Source organism: Aequorivita vitellina, from assembly GCF_022008365.1.
Taxonomy (GTDB): Bacteria; Bacteroidota; Bacteroidia; order Flavobacteriales; family Flavobacteriaceae; genus Aequorivita; species Aequorivita vitellina.
The window spans coordinates 205,011-226,462 of sequence record NZ_JAIRBA010000002.1 but is presented as its reverse complement, the minus strand read 5'-3'; the positions used below and the strand labels follow the sequence as shown (position 1 = coordinate 226,462).

Below are 21,452 nucleotides of genomic sequence, written 5' to 3'. Positions count from 1 at the left end.
TGTTCGCATCATTGTCAGTTAAATTGAATACGCCAGCCGTAGTGCCATCGTCGCACTGGTATAAATCTATAGGGGGGTTGGCGGTGGGTTGGGGTCTAAATGTAATTACAACCGAATTACTATCTACCCTACAAATACCATCAACGGCTTCAACTGAGTAAATACCATCCGTAGTTACTACCAATGTTGAGTTTGTAGCACCGGGAATTGCAGTACCGTTTCTAAACCATTGAATGTTAAACGGTGGATCGGTAACTCCTGAATCTAAAATAACTGGTCTCCCTAAACAAGCCGGGCCTGGGTTAAGAAGAATACCAGCAGTACTTAAATCTACTGGGTAAATATCTTCATTATTACTTTCATCTGTTTCTGACACAATACCAGTTCCATTACCAATATCATCAACTACAGCGCGTAAATTAAAGTTATTGGGGGTGGCAATAGGAATGTTAAGCGTAATGGTTCCACTTTCAGAACCACCAATGGGTATAATGTTGTTGGTAGTAGTTTGGCCAATCAATACGGCATCAGCATAAAACGCTATGGGTACATTGGCCGGTAGCGGACTCGTACTATTTACATTATAAACAGTATATTCAACATCAATATTATTGTTATCACAGAGTACACCGAGGTCATCAATTTCTATGGTAGCGTCTGGTAATTCAGAGTTTACACTAGTAATTATATTATTTACCATTATAAAATCTTGGTGAGACTCCAATTCAATGAGGATACTTGTATCTCCTTGAGCTACAATTCCTACTAAATCGTAATAATCCAAATCCATATTATAATTCTGCGCATTACCGGGCGGACCTATATAGGAATTAGTTCCATTAAAAGCATTATCAGCAGGGTTTAATGGTGGGTTGTCAATCAAAGTGCCATTAATAAACAAACTTTCTCCATTTGCTATTTCTGCCTCTCCTTCCCAAGCTAAAAAACCAATTTTTGAAAGCACATCAGAGCTAACATCAATATTTGTTAATGTAATATTTAAGTTATTATTATTTGCTGAAACACTTTCCAAGCCATCAAAAAGACTTATTTGATTTAGCAACAACGATGGATCTTCATAAATTACATAGATAGCCCAACCGCCAAAATTGGTACCGCAATACTGAGGAAGCAATGCCTGCACATCCATATCAGAAAAAGTATAAGTGCCGTTTCCAGTAGCACCTACCAAGGCTGTTACATCCGCATAGGCAGAAAAATATGGATCACCGTTAAAGGTATGGCTAAAAATTCGCTGGGCAGAAATAGGCGTGCCATTTATGGCAACGTCAAAATCACCAGTTCCTATTGAACCCCAATAAAGGTGTGCAGAAATAAACGTTTGTCCCTGATTAAGATTTAGCGTGGCGCTGCTCTGTAGCATTTGGCCGCAATAACCATTAAAGTTGGGTTGTGCATTTAATGTATTTCCAACCGCTGTAAAGTCATACCTCCCGTTAAATTGCTGAAATAGATCAATGGGCTGTGAAAAAACAAAAAGTGGAAAAAGTATAGTAAAAAAAAGTATTAATTTTTTCATAAATCTGGGTATTACAGTGCCAAATATATTGAATACATTGTTTTTCTTTTTATATTTTCGCAAAAAAAACAGCTTAATGTCCCAATTTAACATAGATATTTCAGAAACCTCCAATCCAAATATTATTAAATTTGTTGCAAACTCGTTCTTAACCCGCTCTACCAGCTACGAATTCAAAAATATTGACGAGGCAAAACAGAGTCCTTTGGCCCAACAACTTTTTCACCTCCCTTTTGTTAAAACGGTTTATATTTCGCAAAATTTTATCGCTATCGAGAAATATAACATTATTGAGTGGAAAGATGTTCAATTAGAAGTTGCCGAATCTATCGCAGAATACCTAAATACTGGCAATTCGGTAATTGTTGAAGAAAGCACTCCCAAAAAAGTTGCGATAACAATTTACGCCGAAAGCACTCCAAATCCCACAGTAATGAAATTTGTGGCCAATAAATCTCTGGCTACTGAAATATTAGAGTTTAAAAATATAGACGAAGCTGCAAGTTCACCACTGGCAAAATCGTTGTTTAATTTTCCTTTCGTGAAAGAGGTTTTTATTAGCGACAATTATGTTTCGGTAATGAAATACAATATGGTGGAGTGGCAGGATATTGTTTCGGAAATGCGTGAATTCATCAGAAAATATCTGGAGGATGGCAATCCAATTTTAAATGAAGAAGCCAACACCGCAGGTACCAACGAAACTATTTCTTCAACTGAAAACAATTCAGAAAACATTTCAGAAAAATATTCGGCACTCGAAAAGGAAATAGTTTCCATCTTAGACGAGTACGTAAAACCAGCGGTTGCTAGAGACGGCGGGAACATTCGTTTTGATTCTTTTAACGAAGAAACCAAAACGGTAAAAGTTATTCTGCAGGGTGCATGTAGTGGTTGTCCTTCTTCTACCATAACGCTGAAAAACGGAATTGAAACGATGTTAAAAGAAATGCTTCACGGCCAAATAAACAACGTTATTGCAATTAATGGATAATATTTCTGCTGCTTGCAAATTGGCGCTTCTTTTTAACTTAATATTTTGAAAATTAGCGCCTATTGTTTGTATTTTGAAGATTCACTATTTATTAACCTTTAAAATATTAATTATGGCAGTATTAAAAGTAATTGAAGTTCTTGCAAGTTCAAATAAAAGTTGGGAAGACGCCACTAGAAATGCAGTAAACGAAGCATCGCGAAGCGTGAAAAATATTCGTTCGGCATATGTTAACGAGCAGAGTTGCGTGGTTGACGGCGATAATATTTCGCAATTCCGAGTAAATGTAAAAATCACTTTTGAAGTGAAATAACATTTTAAAGTCTTAATTAAAGTACGCTTTTGGCACTTCAAAAGCGTATTTTTGTTTTTCTCAAAACCTTGCCATGCGATTGATATTTACACTTTTTGTACTACAAATATTAATAGGTTGTAATTCTTCAACAAAAAACACCTTGGAAACACCTAAACACACAAACGATTTAATTACCGAAACCAGCCCGTATTTACTGCAACACGCGCACAATCCGGTAAACTGGAAACCCTACGGCCAAGCGGCGTTACAACAGGCAAAAAAAGAAAAAAAATTAATTGTAATAAGCATTGGTTATGCGGCCTGCCACTGGTGTCACGTAATGGAGCACGAAAGTTTTGAGGATAGCACGGTTGCAGCCGTAATGAACAAGAATTTTATTTCGGTAAAAGTAGATCGCGAAGAACGACCCGATGTAGATCAAACCTACATTAACGCGGTACAATTAATGACGGGAAGCGCCGGCTGGCCCTTAAATGTGGTTACACTTCCAGATGGAAGACCGGTTTGGGGCGGCACGTATTTCAAAAAAAATGATTGGATAAATGCCTTGGAGCAAATTCAGGAAGTTTACAATACCGAACCAGAAAAATTGCTCGCCTACGCCAACCGATTGGAAGAAGGTATTAAAAGCATGGATCTAATTCATTTAAACACCAACGAGATAAGTTTTAAAGATTTTTCCACAGCACAAATTATCACCGATTGGTCGCAGAAATTCGATACTAAAAACGGCGGATTTAGAGGCGCTCCCAAATTTATGATGCCCAACAATCTTCAGTTTTTACTGCGAAAAGCCGTTGTACAAAACGACACCCAATTACTAAATTTTGTTACTCTAACTTTAAACAAAATGGCTTATGGCGGACTGTACGACCAAATTGGCGGCGGATTTTCGCGATACAGTACAGACGAAAAATGGCACGTGCCACATTTCGAAAAAATGCTTTACGACAATGCCCAACTCGTAAGTCTGTACAGCAACGCATTTCTAATAACCAAAAACCCACTTTACAAAGAAATAGTTGAAGAAACCTTAAATTTTATAACAACAGATTTAACTGACGAAGAAGGCGGATTCTACTCGTCGTTAGACGCAGATAGCAAAGATGAAAACGGCAACCTGCAAGAAGGAGCTTTTTACGTTTTTACTTCGGAAGAATTGCAGGCGCAGTTAAAAGATGACTTCAATATTTTTAAGGAATACTACAATGTAAACAGCTACGGAAAGTGGGAAAACAACCATTATGTATTAATTCGGAAAAAGACAGATGCCGAAATAATTAAAGAATTTGGGCTTACTTCCGAAGCATTTCAACAGAAAAAGAAAAACTGGAAAAAAACACTCCTCACCTACCGCAACAAAAGGCACAAACCGCGATTGGACGACAAAACACTAACGTCTTGGAATGCGTTAATGTTGAAAGGATATGCAGATGCTTACAAAGCTTTTGGCAATAAAGAATATTTAAATGCAGCTTTAAAAAACGCAGCTTTTATTTCTGAAAAACAACTTCAGAAAAACGGGGCTTTATTTCACAACTTTAAAAACGGCAAAAGTAATATCAACGGATTTTTAGAAGATTACGCCTTCACTATTGAAGCTTTTATAGATTTATACCAAATTACGCTGGATGAAAAATGGCTCAATCTTTCAAAGAAAATGGCCGATTATACAAGGGTTAACTTTTTCGATTCAGAAAAACACATGTTTTATTTTACGTCAAAGGAAGATCCGGCTATAGTTACCCGTAGTTTTGAATATCGCGACAATGTAATTCCGGCTTCAAATTCGGTGATGGCGAAGAATTTATTTCTGCTATCAAAATATTTTGAAGAAACTGGTTTTGATGAGATTTCGCATCAAATGCTTAAAAACGTTTCCGAAGAAATAAAACAGTACCCCAGTGGATTTTCCAACTGGCTAGACTTATTACTCAATTTTAAAAACGGCTTTTACGAGGTTGTAGTGGTAGGCGAAGCTGCGCCTAAAATAGTAAAGGAACTCAATACAAATTACCTGCCCAATATTATTATTGCGGGTAGCCAAAGCGAGAAAGACGGGCCGCTTTTTGAAAATAGATTTGTACCCGGGGAAACCCTAATTTATGTTTGCGAGAACAATACTTGCAAACTGCCCGTGACAGAAACAAAAATTGCAATTAAATCTTTAAACAAAAAAGAATAAGTTTTTATGGAAAAATTTAGTGACTTAGATATTTATCTTGACAAGTACGGACAAAAATTAATCGATTTTTTACCCAGTGTAATTGGCGCAGTGTTAATGTTGCTAATTGGGTGGTGGCTTATAAAGCTTATAAATCGTTTTATTCGCAAGTTTTTCGACAAGAAAGATTACGACCCAACACTCGAAAACTTTATAGCAAGCCTTATAAATTGGGGATTAAAAATAGTACTCTTTGTTTTAGTAATTACCCAACTTGGAGTAGAGTCTGCGTCGTTAGTGGCAATTATTGGTGCAGCCGGTTTAGCAGTTGGTTTGGCCCTGCAGGGTTCGCTGGCAAATTTTGCGGGCGGCATTCTTATATTATTGATAAAACCTTTTAGAGTAGGCGATTTTATTAGTGCTCAAGGCGTGGACGGAACGGTAAAAGACATATCAATATTCAATACAAAACTTACTACTTTTGGCAATCAACTCGCCATTGTACCCAATGGAAAATTGAGCAATGACAACATAATTAATTATACCGTAGAAGGAATTCGACGCGAGAATTTAACTTTCGGCATAGGTTATGATGATAATATCAAAGAAGCAAAAGATATACTTTTAAATTTGGTGAATGCGCAAGAAACGGTACTTAAAATTGAAGACAAGTTACCCATGATTGTAGTTGCCGAATTGGGTGATAGCTCTGTAAACCTCAGCCTGCGTTATTGGGCAAAAAATGAAGACTTTTGGGCACTCCGCTGGTTAATTTTGGAAGAAGGAAAAGCAAGACTGGAAGCAGCCGGAATTTCAATTCCATTTCCACAGCGCGATCTACACCATTATAACTTGGAAACACTCCAAAAATAATTTCATAAGTTTGTAGAAATAAATATTACATTTATAAATTATATTAAAAATCTAAATAATGAAAAAAATAATATTTACAACCACATTTGTTTTAATGGCAATTTCGGTTTTTGCTCAAGATAGACAGAGCAGTTATACTAGCATATATGACCGAACTATAGATATCAATCAAAAATCTTTGGCTTTTGGACTTACCGAAGCACAATTTGAATCAATTAAAGATGAAGCGTATGCAAACCCAAACTTTGTACAGGGAAAAATTTTTCAAGACGATAAATTATTGAGAGATGATGTTCCCATGCGTTACAATGCTTATGCAGATGAAATTGAAATAAAGAAATCTCCTATTGATGCAAATTATGGCGCATTAATGAAATCGCCAGATATTTATGTGAAAATGTTTAGAGACATTTATGTTTTTATTCCTTTTGAAGGAAGCAATGCAAAAGGTGGGTATTTCAATGTACTTACCGATGGAAAAACCTACGATTTATACAAAAAAACAAAAGCCGTTTTTAGAGAACCGCAAAAAGCAAAAACGAGCTATCAAAGAGATTCTCCTCCGTCTTTTCCAAAAACCGTAACCTACTATTTAGTTCAAAACGGTGTGTTTTTAGAAATGCCTAACAGCAAATCTAAAATTTTAAAAATGATGGACATCAAGAAAAGTGAGATGAAGAAATACATTAAAAACAACGATATAGATTTAGATAAAGAAGCCGATTTAATTAAAACAATTACCTATTTCGACTCTCTTTTATAAAACAGCAATATTATCCCAACATAAATTCCTTTAAATAAAAAGGTTCAAAATAAGCGACATTTTCTGTGTCGCTTATTTTGTATTTGGCCTCTGCCAAACTTGCCATTCCAGCAGATGACGGGTATTTACTATCGAGAAAGCGGGCATTTTTATGTGAGCAAAGTGCTTTAAACTTAATTGAGCCATCGCCGAGAAAAACGGTTTTTCGCGCTTCCAAATACGCACTGAAAGAATTTATGTTTACTATTTCGGCTTTTATTTCACTTATTTGCTTTATTTCGGAATTAAAAACCGCAGAATACACTTCCATCCTACGAGCGTCAAGTAGCGGAATAATGTAGCAATCTTTCTCTTCTACTTGTCGCGCAAGTATTTCAAGCGTTGAAATTGACAACAACGGAACGTCCAAAGCAAAACACAGTCCTTTTGCGGCCGATACCCCAATGCGCAGGCCAGTATATGAGCCGGGGCCTTTACTAATCGCAATGGCGTCTAGTTTGCTTTTATCTATTTTAGCTTCTGCCAAAACTTCTTCAATAAAAACGTGAAGCTTTTCGGCGTGTGAAAATTTTTGATTGTTTTCTTCACGAATGGCTTTCACTTCTCCGTCCACAGAAATTGCAACAGAACAATTTGTAGTAGCCGTTTCAAGACATAAAATAATAGCCATTATTAATCTTTTTTATCTGTTTTGGGTTCGGCAACTTCAACTTTGTCGCCTTGTTTTAACGATTTGGTAACGGTGTTATAAGGCCCCGTTATTACTGTTTCACCTTCTTTTAGACCAGAGATTATTTCAATGTTAGAATCGTCTTGAATTCCCGTTTTTACAACGCGCAACTTAGCCTCATCACCTTCTTTTAAATACACGGCTTCAAATTTTTCGTCTGTTGTAGTAGTAGTTTCAGCGGTATATAATTTTTTGGCGTCGGTGGTATCTGTTTTTATAACGATTGCACTTATTGGTACGCCGATAATATTTTTCTTTGTGTTGGTAATTATATCAACAGTAGCCGTCATACCTGGTCTAAAAGGCGAATAACTTTCGGGCTTTCCTTCGGTTAAGGCTTTATATGAATCTGGAAGAATTCGCACTTTTACTTTAAAGTTTGTAACCTGATCTGCCGTTAACGCACTTTCTGCACTGTTTGCAATTTCGCTAACCACGCCTTTAAATTCACGCTTTAAATACGCATCTACCTCAACAATGGTAGAGTCGCCTACAGCAACCTTTACAATGTCGTTTTCATTCACGTCAACCACAACTTCCATATTTTGCAGGTTTGCTACGCGAACAATTTCGGTTCCTGCCATTTGCGCTGTTCCTACTACGCGCTCTCCCAATTCTACGGAAAGTTTTGAAATGGTGCCGCTCATTGGGGCATAAATAGTAGTTCGAGCAAGGTTGTCTACAGATTGTTTTACATTTGCCGAAGCACTTTGCACATTGTAATAAGCTGCTTTTGAATTTGCTTTTGCCATATCGTAATCAGAGACAGATTTGTCCCATTCGGCTTTAGAAATTACGCCTTTTTCAAAAAGTGTTTTATTGCGCTCATAGTTTAGTTTTGCATTTTTTTCACTGGCTTGGGCTTGCGTTAACTGAGCGCGAACGTTCTGCAAACCAGCCTGCGATTGACTTACTGCAGCTTGTATAAGATCTGGATTAATTTTAACCAGCAAATCGCCCTTCTCCACAGTTTGCCCTTCTTTAACGGGAAGCTCAATAATTTCTCCAGAAACTTCAGAGGAAAGGGCTACTTCAACTTCGGGTTGAATTTTTCCAGTGGCGGCAACGGTTTCAACAATATTAATTGGTGAAATTTGGGTGATTTCAACTTCTTTAAAATCGCCAGTTTTGCCAAACCAACCTGCTTTTTTTCCAACTATTAGCAGTACGATTAACAAAGCAATCGCAATAATAACCCAAAGGAGTGTTTTTTTCTTCATACTTAAAATTTTAATTCGCTTGCTGGAACTCCAAAATATAACTCCAAAACCTTCAATTTAAAAATATATTCAAATTTAGTTCTGTTCACTTCTATTTTCGCATTGTCATAACGTAATTTTGATTGACTAAAATCGAAGGCGTTTGTCAATCCCACATCGTAACGATCTTTAGCGTATTGATAGGCAAGTTCCTGCGATTCGAGCGCCACGGTTGCTGCTTCATAGGCTTTAAGGGCGCCATTGGCATCTACGTAAGCTTGATATACGTTTGACTCTAAATCGAGCTTTGCCTGTTCTAATTGATACTCGGTATTTTTTAAATTAATTTTGTTTCGCTTAACATTACTTCTTACTGAAAAACCATTGAAAATTGGCACATTCAACTGTAGGCCATAACCAATACCGTCGTTTAAATACAGTTGTTCCACAAACGCTCTATCTAGCGGATCGTTATCTGCATAGCGCGTATTGTATCCAAAAAATGCGGAAAGCGTTGGGTAATATGCCCCGCGTGAAATCTGCAAATCTTTTTCGGCTAAGGAGACATTGCTTTGCGCTATTTTAACTTCAGAACGAGTTTCTTTCGCACTTGCAATTATTTCAGAAACATCCTTATCTGCAATGCCGCCATCAATAACTTCGTAATCTTGATCGGCAATATCAAAAGTTGAATAGTCTTTAATCAGCAATAACTGAGCTAAGCTTATCAACGAAATTTTCACGGTGTTTTCGGCTACGGCGATTCGTTGTTTTTCGCCGGCATCCGTCGCTTTAATTTCCAAAAGATCGCCACGTGGCAGCGTTCCCGCCTCTACAAGACTGTTGGTTCTATCGAGTTGTTGAAGTGTAACCAGGTTTTGCGATTTGGCAACTTCTAAGTTTGCTTTATTCAGTAAAACTTGTAAATATGAATTTGCAACAGCCAGTGCAATATCGTCTTTCATTTTATCTAACCGATATTGGGCCGCTAGTTTAGACAGTTTAGAGCGTTGCAATTGACGAACATTTCGAAGTCCATCAAAGAGCGTTAGCCCCACATTTATTGCTGCCGAAGCTGATCCAAAAGTTGTATTTTCCAGCTGGTTGTTTGTTGGGTTTAACCCCAAACCTGTATTTTTTGATGCACTGGCATTACCGTTTACTGCGGGTAAAAAATTACCAATTGCCTCCATTTTATCAATCTCGCTGTTCGCTACATCTAACGCACTTTGTTTAACCGAAATGTTATTCTCCAAAGCGTGGGTTACACATTCTTGAAGTGTCCACTGTTTTGTTTGGGCATTGAGCGAAAATCCGAGAATTAAAAAAAGGAAAGGGATTATTAGTTTCTTCATAAGTTTTACTGTTATTGAATAAGTCTTTTGCTTTGCTATTGCGTTACAAAATTTATGAAATTATAATTTTATATTGAATTTTCTGAAATGTTTCCGCAGTAACTTAAACGCTACTACCTAATAGCCGAAGGCGATTTTAATTGATTCCAAACTTTGATATTATCTTCTTTTGAAACACCGTTTTTTATTTCCACATCTATTCCATCACTTACGCCCAATTCAACATCTCTTCTTTCAAATTTTTGATCGCCAACCATTACTTCTACAAATGGCTTTTGTGTTTTAGGATCAAATTGAACCAATGCTTCTTTAATGGTTAAAACATCTTCTGCTTTGGCCAAAATAATAGATGCATTGGCACTTAAACCCGCGCGAATAAAGGTAGTGGTTGTGTCTAAATGTTTCATTGTTCCTTTAATTTCAAACTGGATTGCGCCATTTTCATCTACTCCTTTTGGGGCGATGTAATCTAAATCTGCATTAAAGGTATTGTCCGGTAGCGCGCCCACGGTAATTTCTAGCGGAAGGCCTTCTTTTATTTTTCCTACTTCGCTTTCATCTACTTTGCCTTCAAAAATCATTTTATCAACATCGGCCAAGGTAGCGATCGTAGTTCCATCGTTAAAATTGTTGGCTTCAATTACTTGGTTTCCCGTTTTCACCGGAACGTCCAACACCATTCCTGAAACGGTTGCACGGATCTCGGTATTTGCTGACGCGCCCATTCCGCTCGTAGTTCCAGTTTTTACGATATCGTAGTTTTGAGTGGCGGCGGTAAGCCCAACCTTTTCTTGTTTTAATCTTTGCTCGGCTTGATTGTAAGACAATTGTGCATTGTCAAACTCATTGGCAGAAATTACACCTTTTTCAAATAATTCCTTTTGGCGATTGTAAATGCTCTTTTGATTTTCGAAAGCAAGCCGCGCCGTTTCAACTTGTGTACGTACGCTACTAATGTTGTTTTTAGCACTGTTTAAAGAGGAAACATTCGGCACAACTTTCACCTTTGCAATGAGGTCTCCGGCTTTTACAATCTCACCAGCTTCCACGAAAATTTCATCGATAATTCCGGAAATATTTGGTTTTATAAGCACTTCTTCCTTCGGAACAATGCTGCCGGTGGCTACCGTTTTTTTAACCACCGTTCCCATAGCAGGTTTTTCGGTTTCGTACACAACGGGATCTTCAATATTTTTTGAATAGAGCCAATACATAGAAACTGTGAACAATACTGCGATTGTAACGAGGATGATTATGGTTTTTGTCTTTTTCATTTTGTTGATTATTGAAATTTTAATCTTTAATTGATGGTTCTTTCAGGTTTAATTATGTTCCCAACATTGGCAAATGTTTAACCTTATGGTATGTAAGCGCTAATGCGATACAGTGTTGTAATTCCTTCACCGGTAATTTTTCCTTTAATTTGAAAACGATAGCCCGATTGTTTTCAAACTTGAATTTGTCTTTATAAAGTATTCTAAATGTAGAAACCAGCTTGGATGTACATTTAAAATAAATGGCAAACTGATCTGGGTTCTTTTTCTTCCAATCCATTCGAACAGTGCTACCGTATTTTGTTAAATAACTCGGCTCGCTCCATTTGAGGGTTTCTTCAAGTTCAATAGGCTCATCGATCATAGATGCCGTTTTTAAAACCAACTCACGAAGTTGAAGCATTTGGCCCTTCACTTGTTTGGGGTAGTTTTCAAAAACTGCTGCAACTTTTGGATCGCTTTTTAATTCCATTACTGCTTAATTATTCAGTTCGTAATGCTTCAACAGGTTTAATTTTAATGGCATTTTGTGCGGGAATTAACCCTGCCAAAAGCCCAGAAACAATTAAAATAGTTAATGCTATAAATACAACGCCAATGTTGACGGACGGATTAATAAACATCATTTCGCTAGTATCCATACCGTCTAATTGATAGTTTACAAGCCAAAGCACAGCCGATGCCAATACAATTCCTGCCATACCCGAAACAATGGTCAAGAAAATAGATTCTAACAAAACCTGCGAACGAATGCTCCACGGCGTCGCTCCTAAGGCACGACGAATTCCAATTTCTTTAGTGCGTTCTTTTACCACGATAAGCATAATATTACTAATGCCGATAATTCCTGAAAGCAACACCAATATTCCAACGAAATAGGCAACAAAATTAAGGGCCGTAAACAAGCCCGTAATTTTGCTAAATTCTTGATAAAGGTCGAAATTTCCTATGGCACGATCGTCGTTCGGATTTATGGTGTGACGTGTTTTTATAACATCGAATACTTGCGATTTTAAATTGGTGATGGAGTATTCATCTTGGGCAGTAATCGCCATCCAACCTACGATATCGCCCATATTAAATGCTTGGGAAAATGCGGTAAATGGCACGTAAATTTCCTTTTGCATTTCTTCGGGATCGCCGTTATTGCCTTTCTTTTTATAGGTGCCTATAACCATAAAATTTACGCCATTAATCTTGAGGTAGGAACCTATAACTTCCTCTCCGGGATTATATAAAGCACTTTGGACGCCACTGCCAATAATTGCAACTTTGCGCTTTTCGTTTATATCGGAATAATTTATAAACCGTCCCGAAGTGATGTCCATTGGTTGTTGCTCGATAATTTCGGGATAATCGCCATAAACGTTGAAGGCGCCTGTTTGAAGCCCGCGCACAACGTTATTACTTCCGCGAAAGCCTCCCAATTGGTTTCTGGGAGAAACAAAACGCAAACCCGGAACATTTTGTTTAATAGCAGCAACATCATCTGTTTTAAAATTGTATCTGCGACCTTTCGGCAAGCCTTTATACGGTTGTGATGCAGTCTGCGACCACATAAACATAGAGTTGGTGGCCATGCCGTTAAAGCCTTGTTTAATTCCGTTTTCTAAACCGTTGCCTGCAGCTAGTAAAATAACCAAGATAAAAATGCCCCAAAGCACGCCAAAAGCTGTCATAACAGTTCTGAACCAATTGCTGCTAAGGGCTTCAATTATTTCGGCCCAGCTGTCTCTACTAAATAGTTTACTCATCGCGCAGGGCATCTATGGGTTTAATATTTGCGGCTCTATACGCAGGAAAAAATCCAGCAATGGCACCCGCAACAACAAGTATAATTACGGTTGTAATTGCTACTGAAAAATCTACCGAAGGATTTCTAATGTAGTCCATTTCAATAAATGGCCCAACGAGTTGCAAGAGAATTAGGCTGAAAATTAAGCCTACAAAACCCGCAATTGCGGTTACAAAAATAGATTCGTGAAGTATCATTCCAATTATGGACCACGGCTCGGCACCAATTGCTTTGCGAATACCAATTTCCTTTGTGCGTTCCTTTACTATTATTAGCATAATATTGCTTACCCCCACTACGCCCGCAATGATGGTGCAAATTCCCACACCCCAAAAAAACCAGCGAATCATATTATTGAGGTCGTAAAAACGTTTAGCATTTTCTAAAGTATTGTTTACGTTTACCGCTCTGTTATCTTCGGGGGCGATTGTGTGTTTGGCTTTTAAATCTGCTTCTAATTCTGCCGAAAAAGCTTCCGAAGCTGCCAAAGCATCTTTGTATTTATCGTGCTTCTGAAGGGTAAAAGCAATAGATCTAAGTTTATCGCCGGCGTTATAAACGCGTTGCGCTGTAGTTAACGGAATAAAAACACGAGTTTCTTCGCGTTCGCCACCGGGATCGGTATAAACTCCAACTACTTTAAATTTTATTCCGCCAATGTCTATATATTCACCAATGGCATTTTTTCCTTTAAAAAGATCTAAAAACACTTGATGCCCAATGACCGCATTTTTTTCGAAGTAATTGAGGTCGTTCTGATTAATATATCTTCCGGCGACTAAAGTTTCGTTTTCTAGAAATTGATAATCGCCACCAACACCTTCAACTCTATAGCTTCCGCTTTCTTTTTTATAGGTAGTTAATTGACCCCAACGGCTATAAACTCCCGATTTAAGTTCTATTTTATCGCTGTTTTTTTTGACAGCCATGTTGTAATCGCGATTGTCCATTTCTATTCTTCGGCCGGGATTCATCCCTTTGTATTCTACCGAAGTAACATTAGTCCAAACGCTAATACGGTTAGTAGCGTCGTTTTCAAATTCTTTTGCAACTCCATTAGACATTCCCTGCCCAATAGCGAGTAGAATAACCAAAATGAAAATACCCGAAGCTACGGAAAGCCCCGTTAAAAAGGTGCGCAGCTTATTCTTGCCAATGGCTTCAAAAATTTCTTGCCAGCGTTCAAGACTAAACATAAGCTTCATTTTTAGCTCGAACTTGGTTTACCACAGAATCGTCTATTATAAGCCCGTCCTTTAAGTTTACAATACGCTTGGTCATGTGCGCAATATCTTCTTCGTGGGTTACAATTAATATTGTTTTTCCCTCGTCGTTAATACCTTGAATAAGGTCCATTACTTCGTATGACGTTTTTGTGTCTAAGGCTCCTGTAGGTTCATCTGCAAGTAAAACTTTGGGGTCGCTGGCGAGGGCGCGCGCAATTGCCACCCGTTGTTTTTGTCCGCCCGAGAGTTCGCTGGGAAGGTGAGAAGCCCAATCTGCCAAGCCTACTTTTTCAAGATAGTGCATGGCTTTTTCGGTGCGAATGTTTCGCTTAACACCCTGATAGTAAAGCGGCATTGCAACGTTTTCTAAAGCAGATTTATAATTGATTAAGTTGAAAGATTGAAATATAAAACCCAAAAATTTATTGCGATACCGAGCGGCCACCTTTTCGTTTAAATTTTTAATTAGAGTGCCGTCTAGCGTGTATGTGCCTTCGTCTGCTTCGTCTAAAATACCCAGAATATTGAGCAAGGTAGATTTTCCGGAACCCGAAGAACCCATAATGGAAACCATTTCGCCTTCAGAAACCGAGAAATTTATTCCTTTTAAAACATGAAGCGAGTTTTTGCCCATGTGATACGATTTGTGAAGATTTTTTATTTCTATCATGCTTAAAATTGTTGGTGTGCAAAATACATGGGAAATCTCCTCCCAAATGTGAAATTGTTGTTAAGACTAAAAGCCAAAAGTGATTTCAGTTTTTTATAAGACTCAAATTGAAGGAAAGTGTTACAATTTCTCTTAAAAAATCTACAGCGAATTTTCTGCGCGTGCTTTTTTACGGCTTCGGTAAATTGCGAATCCAATTCCGCCAACCAGTAAGTAGGGAAAAATCATAAGATAGACAATTCCGTTATTGATGCCTTTAGCTGCTTGACCCCCTTCTTCACTTTCTAAAACAGCGCGACACATGGCGCATTGTGCTTCGGCAGGAGTTGCAATAAGTAACAAGATTAATACTAATATAAGAAGCGTTTTTGTGTTCATTGTAAATAATTATAAATTGAAAAAACTTCAAAATTGCACTTCAATTTTGCGCAGTGCACGGTTGGAGTCTTAACTTCAGCTATTTAATAATAAGGCGAAATCATTAAATAAACAACAACGCCAGAAATTGCAACATACAACCAAAGCGGGAAGGTAATTCGCGCAATTTTTCTATGCTTATAAAACTGTCCCGTAATACCCCTAACAAAGGTTATCAATACAAAAGGGATAACGATAATAGACAACAAAATATGCGTTAAAAGTATAAAATAATACACATATTTTACTACGCCTTCGCCACCAAAAGGCGTTGAATCTGAGGTCATATGATAGGCCATATACATTATTAAAAACAATGCTGAAAACACAATCGCAGTTTTCATAAGGCGTTCGTGCAGTTTCCTATTTCCCTTCCTAATTTGATACACTGCGGTAATTAATATAAGAGCGGTGCAGGCATTAATGGTTGCGTAGATTGGAGGTAAAAAACCCAATCGCTCCACTCCTGGAATTTTTACGGTGAATAAAACCGCCACTGCCAAAGGAATAGCAATGGAGAATATCCATATCCACAAATTGTAATTTTTAGGGCTTTGCGGGGAGGTGTGCATGGTTTATAAAAGTTTTTTAATGTCTTCTTTTAACATTTGAATTCCTTTATCGTCCAGCCCGTCGTAGTAAATAAGGGGATTACCGTTTTCATCAATTCTGGAACGAATATTTCCGTTTTGATCGATGAGTGCGAAAAAACCGGAATGTTCAAAACCACCTTCCACTTCGGGGGCGTCGCCTACGTAAAGATTAAAACCTTCGTTTGCCAACTTAAACACTTTTTCCTTTTCACCTGTTAAAAGATGCCATTGCGGCTTGGTTATGCCTTTGTTTTCGGCATATTCTTTTAAAACTGCTGCGGAGTCGTGTTCGGGGTCTATGGAAAAAGACGCAATGCCTACCTTTGGATTTCCGAAAAACTCGTTTTGAATTTTTATCATGTTTTCGGTCATAATTGGGCAAATAGACGGGCAAGTGGTGAAGAAGAATTCAACTACATATACCTTGTCTTTATAGGTGCTGTTCGTAACTACTTTTCCGTTCTGATCTGTAAAGTTAAAAGATGGTACTGTGCCAATTATAGCAAGATCTGGTCCCGAAATTGTTTTAACAATTTTAGGAACCGCCCAAATACCAAAAACCAATATTATAAATGAAATACCTATGTATGAATAATTCTTGTTCACGTTTGCTATTCTTTATTGTTTATTTCTTATTCTCTCGAAATTGCAGGGTCATTGATGGGTTATATTTCCCTATTTGAATCGTACTTTTTCAATGCTCTTCGGTATTCTGCCAAAAGCACTTTTACGTCATCGCTCATTTTGTTGTTAATCTCGGCAATGTTGCTAGAGTCAAATCCGTACATTACACCTGCGTCATCATCTTCTTTACGGCCGCGAAGGCTTCGTTCTTTGTCTATTATAAAAACATAGGGCGTAGAATAATCAGGACTCAAAACAAGATTGGAGTCAAGCGATTGAAACACTCGATTGATATTTTCAGTAGAACCAAAAGCGAAGAACCACGCATCTGTAGGCGCAATTTTTTTCAGTTTCTCTTCAATATTTTTAGCTTGTGTTTCGGTGCCCTCGGGCAAAAGAACTACAAATTGAAACTCTTTAAACTCGTGATTTTTGCTGTATATTTTTTGGGCAAGATTATAGGCGTATGCTCTATGCGCTTCCAGATTATTTCCAAAGAAACCTAAAACCGATATTCTATCTTCCAGTTGAACGGGGTTTCCATCGAGATCTTTAAAACCATCCAGCTCTGCGACTGCGGGGGTTAAAACAGGCAAGGGTTTAAAATAACTGGTACTCATTGCGAAAAAAATGTATACCGTAATGGGTAGAATAAACAGGATGCCAAGAACCAAATATTTCTTCATTATTACAAATTTTACACCTCGTTAAAAAGTGCGTATTGCTAGTTTGCAAAAATACAGGGTAAAAGGGGGCTGGACAATGTTTTGAGTGTTAATTTTAAAGAATTGAGTTATAAAAAAAGCCCTCAAAAAGAGGGCTTCAATTATAATTTCAAATTTTTAACTTAGAAGTCGAATTTTATAAATCCGTGTTTATATACTTCATAAATATAATCGCCTTCAATAAGTATAAGCAATACCATATAAGCAATTAAAAATACGCCTGTCCATACTGCGGCTCTACGCAGGCCAACGGTTTCGTCGCGCATGTGCATAAAGTCCCAAGTAATGTAATAGGCCTTACAAATTGTAAGTAAAATAAAAATCCAGTTTAGCAGATTTAGTGACAAAAATTTATGGGTAACCAAAAAGTCGGGTCTAAGAATACCCAAAGCCACTTCAATTATAGTAATAATAGAAAGTACTACAAATACTCCCCAAATTTTACTTACGTTGGACTTAAACTTTAGATTACCTCTAAAGATTGCTAATTTATGTGCTTGTTCGTGTGCCATTTTTTAAATATTGAAAATCTATACAAGATAAAAGAATGTGAATACAAATACCCATACCAAATCCACAAAGTGCCAGTAGAGTCCTACTTTTTCAACCATTTCATAATGGCCGCGGCGTTCGTATGTTCCTATAATTACATTGAAAAATACAATACAGTTAAGTAATACCCCAATGGAAACGTGAAATCCGTGGAAACCGGTAATAAAGAAGAAAAAGTCTGCAAACAAAGGATGGCCGTATTCGTTATGGCGAAGGTTTGCTCCTTCCACAACCATATTACCGTCATTTACTAGCTTTGCAATAGACTCTTCTCTTGATAATATTATATGTTGTCCGTGTTCATCTTTATTAGGAAGTCTAACTAAAAGATTGTCGTTTGCTAAAAACCCTTCCTTTACTTGTTCAAAAGAAACACTTGGTTTGTATTCTGCTTCCTGCATAAACCAAATTCCTTTTTCCTTGGTTTGCGCTACGCGACCTCCAGTATCTGAAGTAGCAAAATCGGCTAGCGCAACGCGATCGCCATCTTTATCTAAAAATTGAATAATTTGTCCACCGTTCGTTTCAACAGCGCCATAATCTCCCTTAATAAAAGTGTTCCATTCCCAAGCTTGTGAGCCTAAGAAGATTAAACCACCTATAATGGTTAGAAACATATAGAAAATTACTTTCTTCTGTTGCATTTTATGACCAGCATCCACAGCCAACACCATGGTAACCGATGAAAAAATTAGAATAAAGGTCATAAAGGCCACATAATACATGGGCGCTTCTACGCCGTGTAAAAATGGAAAGTGGGTAAAGACTTCATCGGCGATGGGCCAAGCGTCTATAAATTTGAAACGGGACATTCCATAAGAAGATAAAAATCCTGCGAATGTCAATGAATCGGAAACGATGAAAAACCACATCATCATTTTGCCATAGCTGGCTTTCAAGGGTTCGTTTCCGCCGCCCCAGGTTTTTCCTTCGGTACCTGTTTTAACAACAGTAGCTTCCATAAAAAGAGTTTGGTTTTAAATAAAGGTTCAAAAATACGTTTAATTTTTATTTAACGAAATATAAAAATAAAAAGAGGTAAATCCATACAATATCTACAAAATGCCAAAAAGTTGCAGCCAGTTCAACACCAAGGGTTTTACCGTTTTTATATTTTTGTTTATAATGATTATAAATTACAATTAAAAGCGATATAAGCCCTGCAAAAACGTGGGCAACGTGCAATAGCACCACTAAATAGATAAATGATGTAGTAATACTACTCGTGGGTCCAGTAAAATTATAACCATCTTTTATAATTTCAGAAAAACCCACAAATTGAAAAATCACGAATAAAAGCCCTAAAATAAAGGTGGTAACCAAAAGCAACATTCCCTGGCTATGTTTCTCCTTTTTTATTGCTCTAAGCGCAAAATGTACGGTGGCACTACTAAAAATTATTAGAATAAGACTAATGTAAAAGGCTTGTGGTATTTCAAAAGCAGCTATCCAATCTGGTCGCTCTTTGCTCACTACATAGGCGCTCGTTAGGCCTGCAAAACTCATCGTTAAACTAACTATTCCAAACCAAAGCATGTTCTTTTTGGCTCTGTTTATTTTTAACTCTTGACTACCTTGTGTTAAATCCATCTTATTTTTTTCTTATATATTTTCCGAAATTAATACTGTTTCGGCTATCTTAAAAATTTATCGGCTACATAAATTATCTGTAACAATGTAATATAACTCACGCTTGCGAGCATAAGCTGTTTTGCGGCTACCGAAGTTTTTTCCTTATAAAGCTTAATTGCGTAATAAAGCAGTCCAATGCCCAGCACACCAATTAAACCTGCCGATATTGGGGTGACATATAGTTTCCCAGTAATTCCCAACACAGGAATTAATGAAACAAGAACTGTCCAGATGCTGTAAAGAATAACCTGTATTGCCGTTCCTTTATCGCGTTTTCCATTTGGGAGCATAAAAAAACCGGCTTTTTTATAATCGTCAAAAAGAAACCATCCAATAGCCCAAAAGTGTGGAAATTGCCAAAAAAACTGAATCATGAATAATGTTCCGGGTTCAATACCAAACTCCCCCGTAGCAGCAACCCAGCCTAACATAAAAGGAATGGCACCAGGAAAAGCACCCACAAAAACCGAAAGCGGCGTCTTGGTCTTTAAAGGCGTATAAAGACTTACATACATAAATATGGAAATAGCGCCAAACATTGCCGTAATTGGGTTTATGGAGTATAAAACAGCAATACCAAGAACAGTTAAAGCAATAGCCAATATAAAGGCTGAACGAACCGACATTTGCCCAGCGGGCAACGGTCTGTTTTTGGTACGGTCCATTAGGGCGTCTAAGTCTTTTTCAATAATCTGATTATAAACGTTAGAGGCTCCCACCATACAGTAGCCACCAACACAGAGTAAAAAGAGTACGAAAAAATCTATAGAATCTGCGCCCAATAAGTAACCCGCAACCGATGAAAACACAACGCTTACCGAAAGCCGAAGTTTGGTAATTTCGGTGAAAATACCAATAAGGGATAGTTGGGTAATCGACTTTGAATTAATAACAGACAAGTTCTTCTTTTTAGGCGGTGCAAAGATACGCTTCCTGTGTTTTCTTCACAATATATTTTCAACAATCTTACGCTATTATTTCGGCAATTTTAGTATTTTGATCCAATATTTAAAACTAAACAAATATGATCTCAAAAATATTCTTAAATACCGTCTTTTTATTTTCAGTATTAACCGTTTTTTCACAATCTGATACGGGAGAGAAAAACAATACAAAGCTTTTAAAAGTTACCAATAAAATATATATGCTTCAAGGTAATGGTGGCAACATTGGGTTGAGTTTTGGCAATGATGGCATTTTTATGATCGACGACCAATATGCCGAAGATGTTGAGCAAATTCAAAAAGATATTAAAAAGGTAAGTAACAAACCCATTCGATTTTTAGTGAATACACATTTCCACGGAGATCACACAGGCGGAAATGTAGCATTGGCAGAAACAGGGACCGTTATTTTTTCGCAATCTAACGTGCGCGATCGACTGCATAAAATGATTAAAACAGAAACTAAAAAAATATCTGAAGCTGCACTGCCAGTAGTTACTTTTGACGAAGATCTCACCTTTCATTTTAACGGGGAGAAAATCTACGTTTTTCACGTACACGATGCACATACCGATGGCGATGCAATGGTTTACTTTACTGGCAGCAATGTATTGCACACTGGAGATGTTTTTTTTAACGGTAAATATCCATTTATCGATACAGAAAACGGAGGTAGCGTAAAAGGTTACATTGCCGCATTAGAAATGGCAACCAAAATAATAAACGAGGATACAAAAATTATTCCCGGACACGGAAATTTAGGGACTTACAAAGATTTGAAGAACACCATAAACATGCTTCAAACGCTAAATAATCGTGTAACTTCTGCCTACGTAAATAGAAAAACCGAAGCCGAAGTTTTAAGCATGACCGACCTCACCAAAACCTATGACGACCAAGGTTATGGCTCGGGTTTTATAACTACCGAAGCTTTTCTAAAAATGCTTTATAGTGAAGTTAAAAAAAATCGCGCATCTTTTGATCAAATAGATGAAGCCAACAAAGCGGCAATGAAAAAATACGAGCAAATGCAGAAGGAAAGAGAAGAAAATGAAAAAGATTAAAT

The 21,452-nt window shown here is 37.4% G+C and carries 23 protein-coding genes; 6 read left to right on the top strand and 17 right to left on the bottom strand.

Going from position 1 to position 21,452, the window contains the following annotated elements; genetic code table 11:
• On the bottom strand, window positions 1–1,540 hold a 1,540-nt coding region (locus tag K8089_RS01975; RefSeq protein WP_237601586.1), incomplete at its 3' end, for a CARDB domain-containing protein.
• Window positions 1,541–1,616: 76 nt separating this feature from the next.
• Here K8089_RS01975 and K8089_RS01970 point away from each other — a divergent pair.
• From K8089_RS01970 to K8089_RS01950, 5 genes are all read left to right on the top strand, one after another.
• Window positions 1,617–2,534 carry a NifU family protein gene (locus K8089_RS01970; RefSeq protein WP_237601585.1) on the top strand — a complete coding sequence of 306 codons (918 nt, stop codon included), beginning with the start codon at window positions 1,617–1,619 and terminating at the stop codon, window positions 2,532–2,534.
• Window positions 2,535–2,646: 112 nt separating this feature from the next.
• Window positions 2,647–2,847: a dodecin family protein gene (locus K8089_RS01965; protein WP_237601584.1), complete on the top strand. Its 201-nt coding sequence runs from the start codon at window positions 2,647–2,649 to the stop codon at window positions 2,845–2,847.
• Between the two features lie 73 nt (window positions 2,848–2,920).
• A complete protein-coding gene (locus K8089_RS01960; RefSeq protein WP_237601583.1) occupies window positions 2,921–5,035 on the top strand; it encodes a thioredoxin domain-containing protein in 2,115 nt (704 codons plus the stop codon).
• Between the two features lie 6 nt (window positions 5,036–5,041).
• Window positions 5,042–5,887, top strand: coding sequence for a mechanosensitive ion channel family protein (locus K8089_RS01955; RefSeq protein ID WP_237601582.1), 846 nt, complete (start codon window positions 5,042–5,044; stop codon window positions 5,885–5,887).
• 58 nt (window positions 5,888–5,945) lie between these two features.
• Window positions 5,946–6,650: a hypothetical protein gene (locus K8089_RS01950; RefSeq protein ID WP_237601581.1), complete on the top strand. Its 705-nt coding sequence runs from the start codon at window positions 5,946–5,948 to the stop codon at window positions 6,648–6,650.
• Window positions 6,651–6,660: 10 nt separating this feature from the next.
• Here K8089_RS01950 and tsaB read toward each other — a convergent pair whose 3' ends face one another.
• The 16 genes from tsaB to cyoE form a co-directional block, all read right to left on the bottom strand.
• Window positions 6,661–7,320, bottom strand: coding sequence for a tRNA (adenosine(37)-N6)-threonylcarbamoyltransferase complex dimerization subunit type 1 TsaB (tsaB, locus tag K8089_RS01945; RefSeq protein ID WP_237601580.1), 660 nt, complete (start codon window positions 7,318–7,320; stop codon window positions 6,661–6,663).
• Between the two features lie 2 nt (window positions 7,321–7,322).
• On the bottom strand, window positions 7,323–8,600 hold the full coding sequence (locus tag K8089_RS01940) for an efflux RND transporter periplasmic adaptor subunit (protein WP_237601579.1): 1,278 nt from the start codon (window positions 8,598–8,600) through the stop codon (window positions 7,323–7,325).
• Between the two features lie 2 nt (window positions 8,601–8,602).
• Window positions 8,603–9,934 carry a TolC family protein gene (locus tag K8089_RS01935; protein ID WP_237601578.1) on the bottom strand — a complete coding sequence of 444 codons (1,332 nt, stop codon included), beginning with the start codon at window positions 9,932–9,934 and terminating at the stop codon, window positions 8,603–8,605.
• Between the two features lie 113 nt (window positions 9,935–10,047).
• Window positions 10,048–11,208, bottom strand: a complete 1,161-nt coding sequence (locus K8089_RS01930) for an efflux RND transporter periplasmic adaptor subunit (protein WP_237601577.1) — start codon at window positions 11,206–11,208, stop codon at window positions 10,048–10,050.
• 52 nt (window positions 11,209–11,260) lie between these two features.
• A complete protein-coding gene (locus tag K8089_RS01925; RefSeq protein ID WP_237601576.1) occupies window positions 11,261–11,680 on the bottom strand; it encodes a DUF1801 domain-containing protein in 420 nt (139 codons plus the stop codon).
• 10 nt (window positions 11,681–11,690) lie between these two features.
• Entirely contained in the window at window positions 11,691–12,962 is a 1,272-nt protein-coding gene (locus K8089_RS01920) for an ABC transporter permease (RefSeq protein WP_237601575.1), read from the bottom strand.
• Window positions 12,955–14,199, bottom strand: coding sequence for an ABC transporter permease (locus K8089_RS01915; protein WP_237601574.1), 1,245 nt, complete (start codon window positions 14,197–14,199; stop codon window positions 12,955–12,957). Before K8089_RS01915 ends, K8089_RS01920 begins: the two co-directional genes overlap by 8 nt.
• Entirely contained in the window at window positions 14,192–14,899 is a 708-nt protein-coding gene (locus K8089_RS01910) for an ABC transporter ATP-binding protein (RefSeq protein WP_237601573.1), read from the bottom strand. The genes K8089_RS01915 and K8089_RS01910 overlap by 8 nt, the downstream gene beginning before the upstream one ends.
• A 141-nt stretch (window positions 14,900–15,040) precedes the next feature.
• On the bottom strand, window positions 15,041–15,277 hold the full coding sequence (locus tag K8089_RS01905) for a hypothetical protein (RefSeq protein ID WP_237601572.1): 237 nt from the start codon (window positions 15,275–15,277) through the stop codon (window positions 15,041–15,043).
• 83 nt (window positions 15,278–15,360) lie between these two features.
• Entirely contained in the window at window positions 15,361–15,888 is a 528-nt protein-coding gene (locus K8089_RS01900; RefSeq protein WP_237601571.1) for a DUF420 domain-containing protein, read from the bottom strand.
• Window positions 15,889–15,891: 3 nt separating this feature from the next.
• Window positions 15,892–16,515 (bottom strand): SCO family protein, encoded by a 624-nt coding sequence (locus K8089_RS01895; RefSeq protein WP_237601570.1) that lies wholly within the window; start codon window positions 16,513–16,515, stop codon window positions 15,892–15,894.
• A gap of 59 nt (window positions 16,516–16,574) precedes the next feature.
• The gene (locus K8089_RS01890; RefSeq protein ID WP_237601569.1) at window positions 16,575–17,219 is read right to left on the bottom strand and encodes a hypothetical protein; all 645 of its coding nucleotides are present in this window, start codon (window positions 17,217–17,219) and stop codon (window positions 16,575–16,577) included.
• Window positions 17,220–17,380: 161 nt separating this feature from the next.
• Window positions 17,381–17,770: a cytochrome C oxidase subunit IV family protein gene (locus K8089_RS01885; RefSeq protein ID WP_237601568.1), complete on the bottom strand. Its 390-nt coding sequence runs from the start codon at window positions 17,768–17,770 to the stop codon at window positions 17,381–17,383.
• A gap of 18 nt (window positions 17,771–17,788) precedes the next feature.
• Window positions 17,789–18,772 carry a cytochrome c oxidase subunit 3 gene (locus tag K8089_RS01880; RefSeq protein WP_237601567.1) on the bottom strand — a complete coding sequence of 328 codons (984 nt, stop codon included), beginning with the start codon at window positions 18,770–18,772 and terminating at the stop codon, window positions 17,789–17,791.
• A gap of 46 nt (window positions 18,773–18,818) precedes the next feature.
• Window positions 18,819–19,400, bottom strand: coding sequence for a cytochrome c oxidase subunit 3 (locus K8089_RS01875; protein WP_237601566.1), 582 nt, complete (start codon window positions 19,398–19,400; stop codon window positions 18,819–18,821).
• A gap of 44 nt (window positions 19,401–19,444) precedes the next feature.
• A complete protein-coding gene (gene cyoE, locus K8089_RS01870; protein ID WP_262913883.1) occupies window positions 19,445–20,341 on the bottom strand; it encodes a heme o synthase in 897 nt (298 codons plus the stop codon).
• A 125-nt stretch (window positions 20,342–20,466) separates the two neighbouring features.
• On the opposite strand from cyoE, the gene K8089_RS01865 reads away from it, so the two are divergent.
• On the top strand, window positions 20,467–21,450 hold the full coding sequence (locus K8089_RS01865) for an MBL fold metallo-hydrolase (RefSeq protein WP_237601565.1): 984 nt from the start codon (window positions 20,467–20,469) through the stop codon (window positions 21,448–21,450).
• Window positions 21,451–21,452: the final 2 nt, after the last annotated feature.

What these genes read in the sequence shown, in the direction of transcription:
- K8089_RS01910 (WP_237601573.1), bottom strand. Translation starts at nt 14,899, where the DNA reads ATGATAGAAATAAAAAATCTTCACAAATCGTATCACATGGGCAAAAAC.
- tsaB (WP_237601580.1), bottom strand. Translation starts at nt 7,320, where the DNA reads ATGGCTATTATTTTATGTCTTGAAACGGCTACTACAAATTGTTCTGTT.
- K8089_RS01940 (WP_237601579.1), bottom strand. Translation starts at nt 8,600, where the DNA reads ATGAAGAAAAAAACACTCCTTTGGGTTATTATTGCGATTGCTTTGTTA.
- K8089_RS01890 (WP_237601569.1), bottom strand. Translation starts at nt 17,219, where the DNA reads ATGAAGAAATATTTGGTTCTTGGCATCCTGTTTATTCTACCCATTACG.
- K8089_RS01935 (WP_237601578.1), bottom strand. Translation starts at nt 9,934, where the DNA reads ATGAAGAAACTAATAATCCCTTTCCTTTTTTTAATTCTCGGATTTTCG.
- K8089_RS01925 (WP_237601576.1), bottom strand. Translation starts at nt 11,680, where the DNA reads ATGGAATTAAAAAGCGATCCAAAAGTTGCAGCAGTTTTTGAAAACTAC.
- K8089_RS01920 (WP_237601575.1), bottom strand. Translation starts at nt 12,962, where the DNA reads ATGAGTAAACTATTTAGTAGAGACAGCTGGGCCGAAATAATTGAAGCC.
- K8089_RS01960 (WP_237601583.1), top strand. Translation starts at nt 2,921, where the DNA reads ATGCGATTGATATTTACACTTTTTGTACTACAAATATTAATAGGTTGT.
- K8089_RS01900 (WP_237601571.1), bottom strand. Translation starts at nt 15,888, where the DNA reads ATGCACACCTCCCCGCAAAGCCCTAAAAATTACAATTTGTGGATATGG.
- K8089_RS01880 (WP_237601567.1), bottom strand. Translation starts at nt 18,772, where the DNA reads ATGGAAGCTACTGTTGTTAAAACAGGTACCGAAGGAAAAACCTGGGGC.
- K8089_RS01930 (WP_237601577.1), bottom strand. Translation starts at nt 11,208, where the DNA reads ATGAAAAAGACAAAAACCATAATCATCCTCGTTACAATCGCAGTATTG.
- K8089_RS01885 (WP_237601568.1), bottom strand. Translation starts at nt 17,770, where the DNA reads ATGGCACACGAACAAGCACATAAATTAGCAATCTTTAGAGGTAATCTA.
- K8089_RS01915 (WP_237601574.1), bottom strand. Translation starts at nt 14,199, where the DNA reads ATGTTTAGTCTTGAACGCTGGCAAGAAATTTTTGAAGCCATTGGCAAG.
- K8089_RS01955 (WP_237601582.1), top strand. Translation starts at nt 5,042, where the DNA reads ATGGAAAAATTTAGTGACTTAGATATTTATCTTGACAAGTACGGACAA.
- K8089_RS01905 (WP_237601572.1), bottom strand. Translation starts at nt 15,277, where the DNA reads ATGAACACAAAAACGCTTCTTATATTAGTATTAATCTTGTTACTTATT.
- K8089_RS01950 (WP_237601581.1), top strand. Translation starts at nt 5,946, where the DNA reads ATGAAAAAAATAATATTTACAACCACATTTGTTTTAATGGCAATTTCG.
- K8089_RS01965 (WP_237601584.1), top strand. Translation starts at nt 2,647, where the DNA reads ATGGCAGTATTAAAAGTAATTGAAGTTCTTGCAAGTTCAAATAAAAGT.
- K8089_RS01875 (WP_237601566.1), bottom strand. Translation starts at nt 19,400, where the DNA reads ATGGATTTAACACAAGGTAGTCAAGAGTTAAAAATAAACAGAGCCAAA.
- K8089_RS01970 (WP_237601585.1), top strand. Translation starts at nt 1,617, where the DNA reads ATGTCCCAATTTAACATAGATATTTCAGAAACCTCCAATCCAAATATT.
- K8089_RS01865 (WP_237601565.1), top strand. Translation starts at nt 20,467, where the DNA reads ATGATCTCAAAAATATTCTTAAATACCGTCTTTTTATTTTCAGTATTA.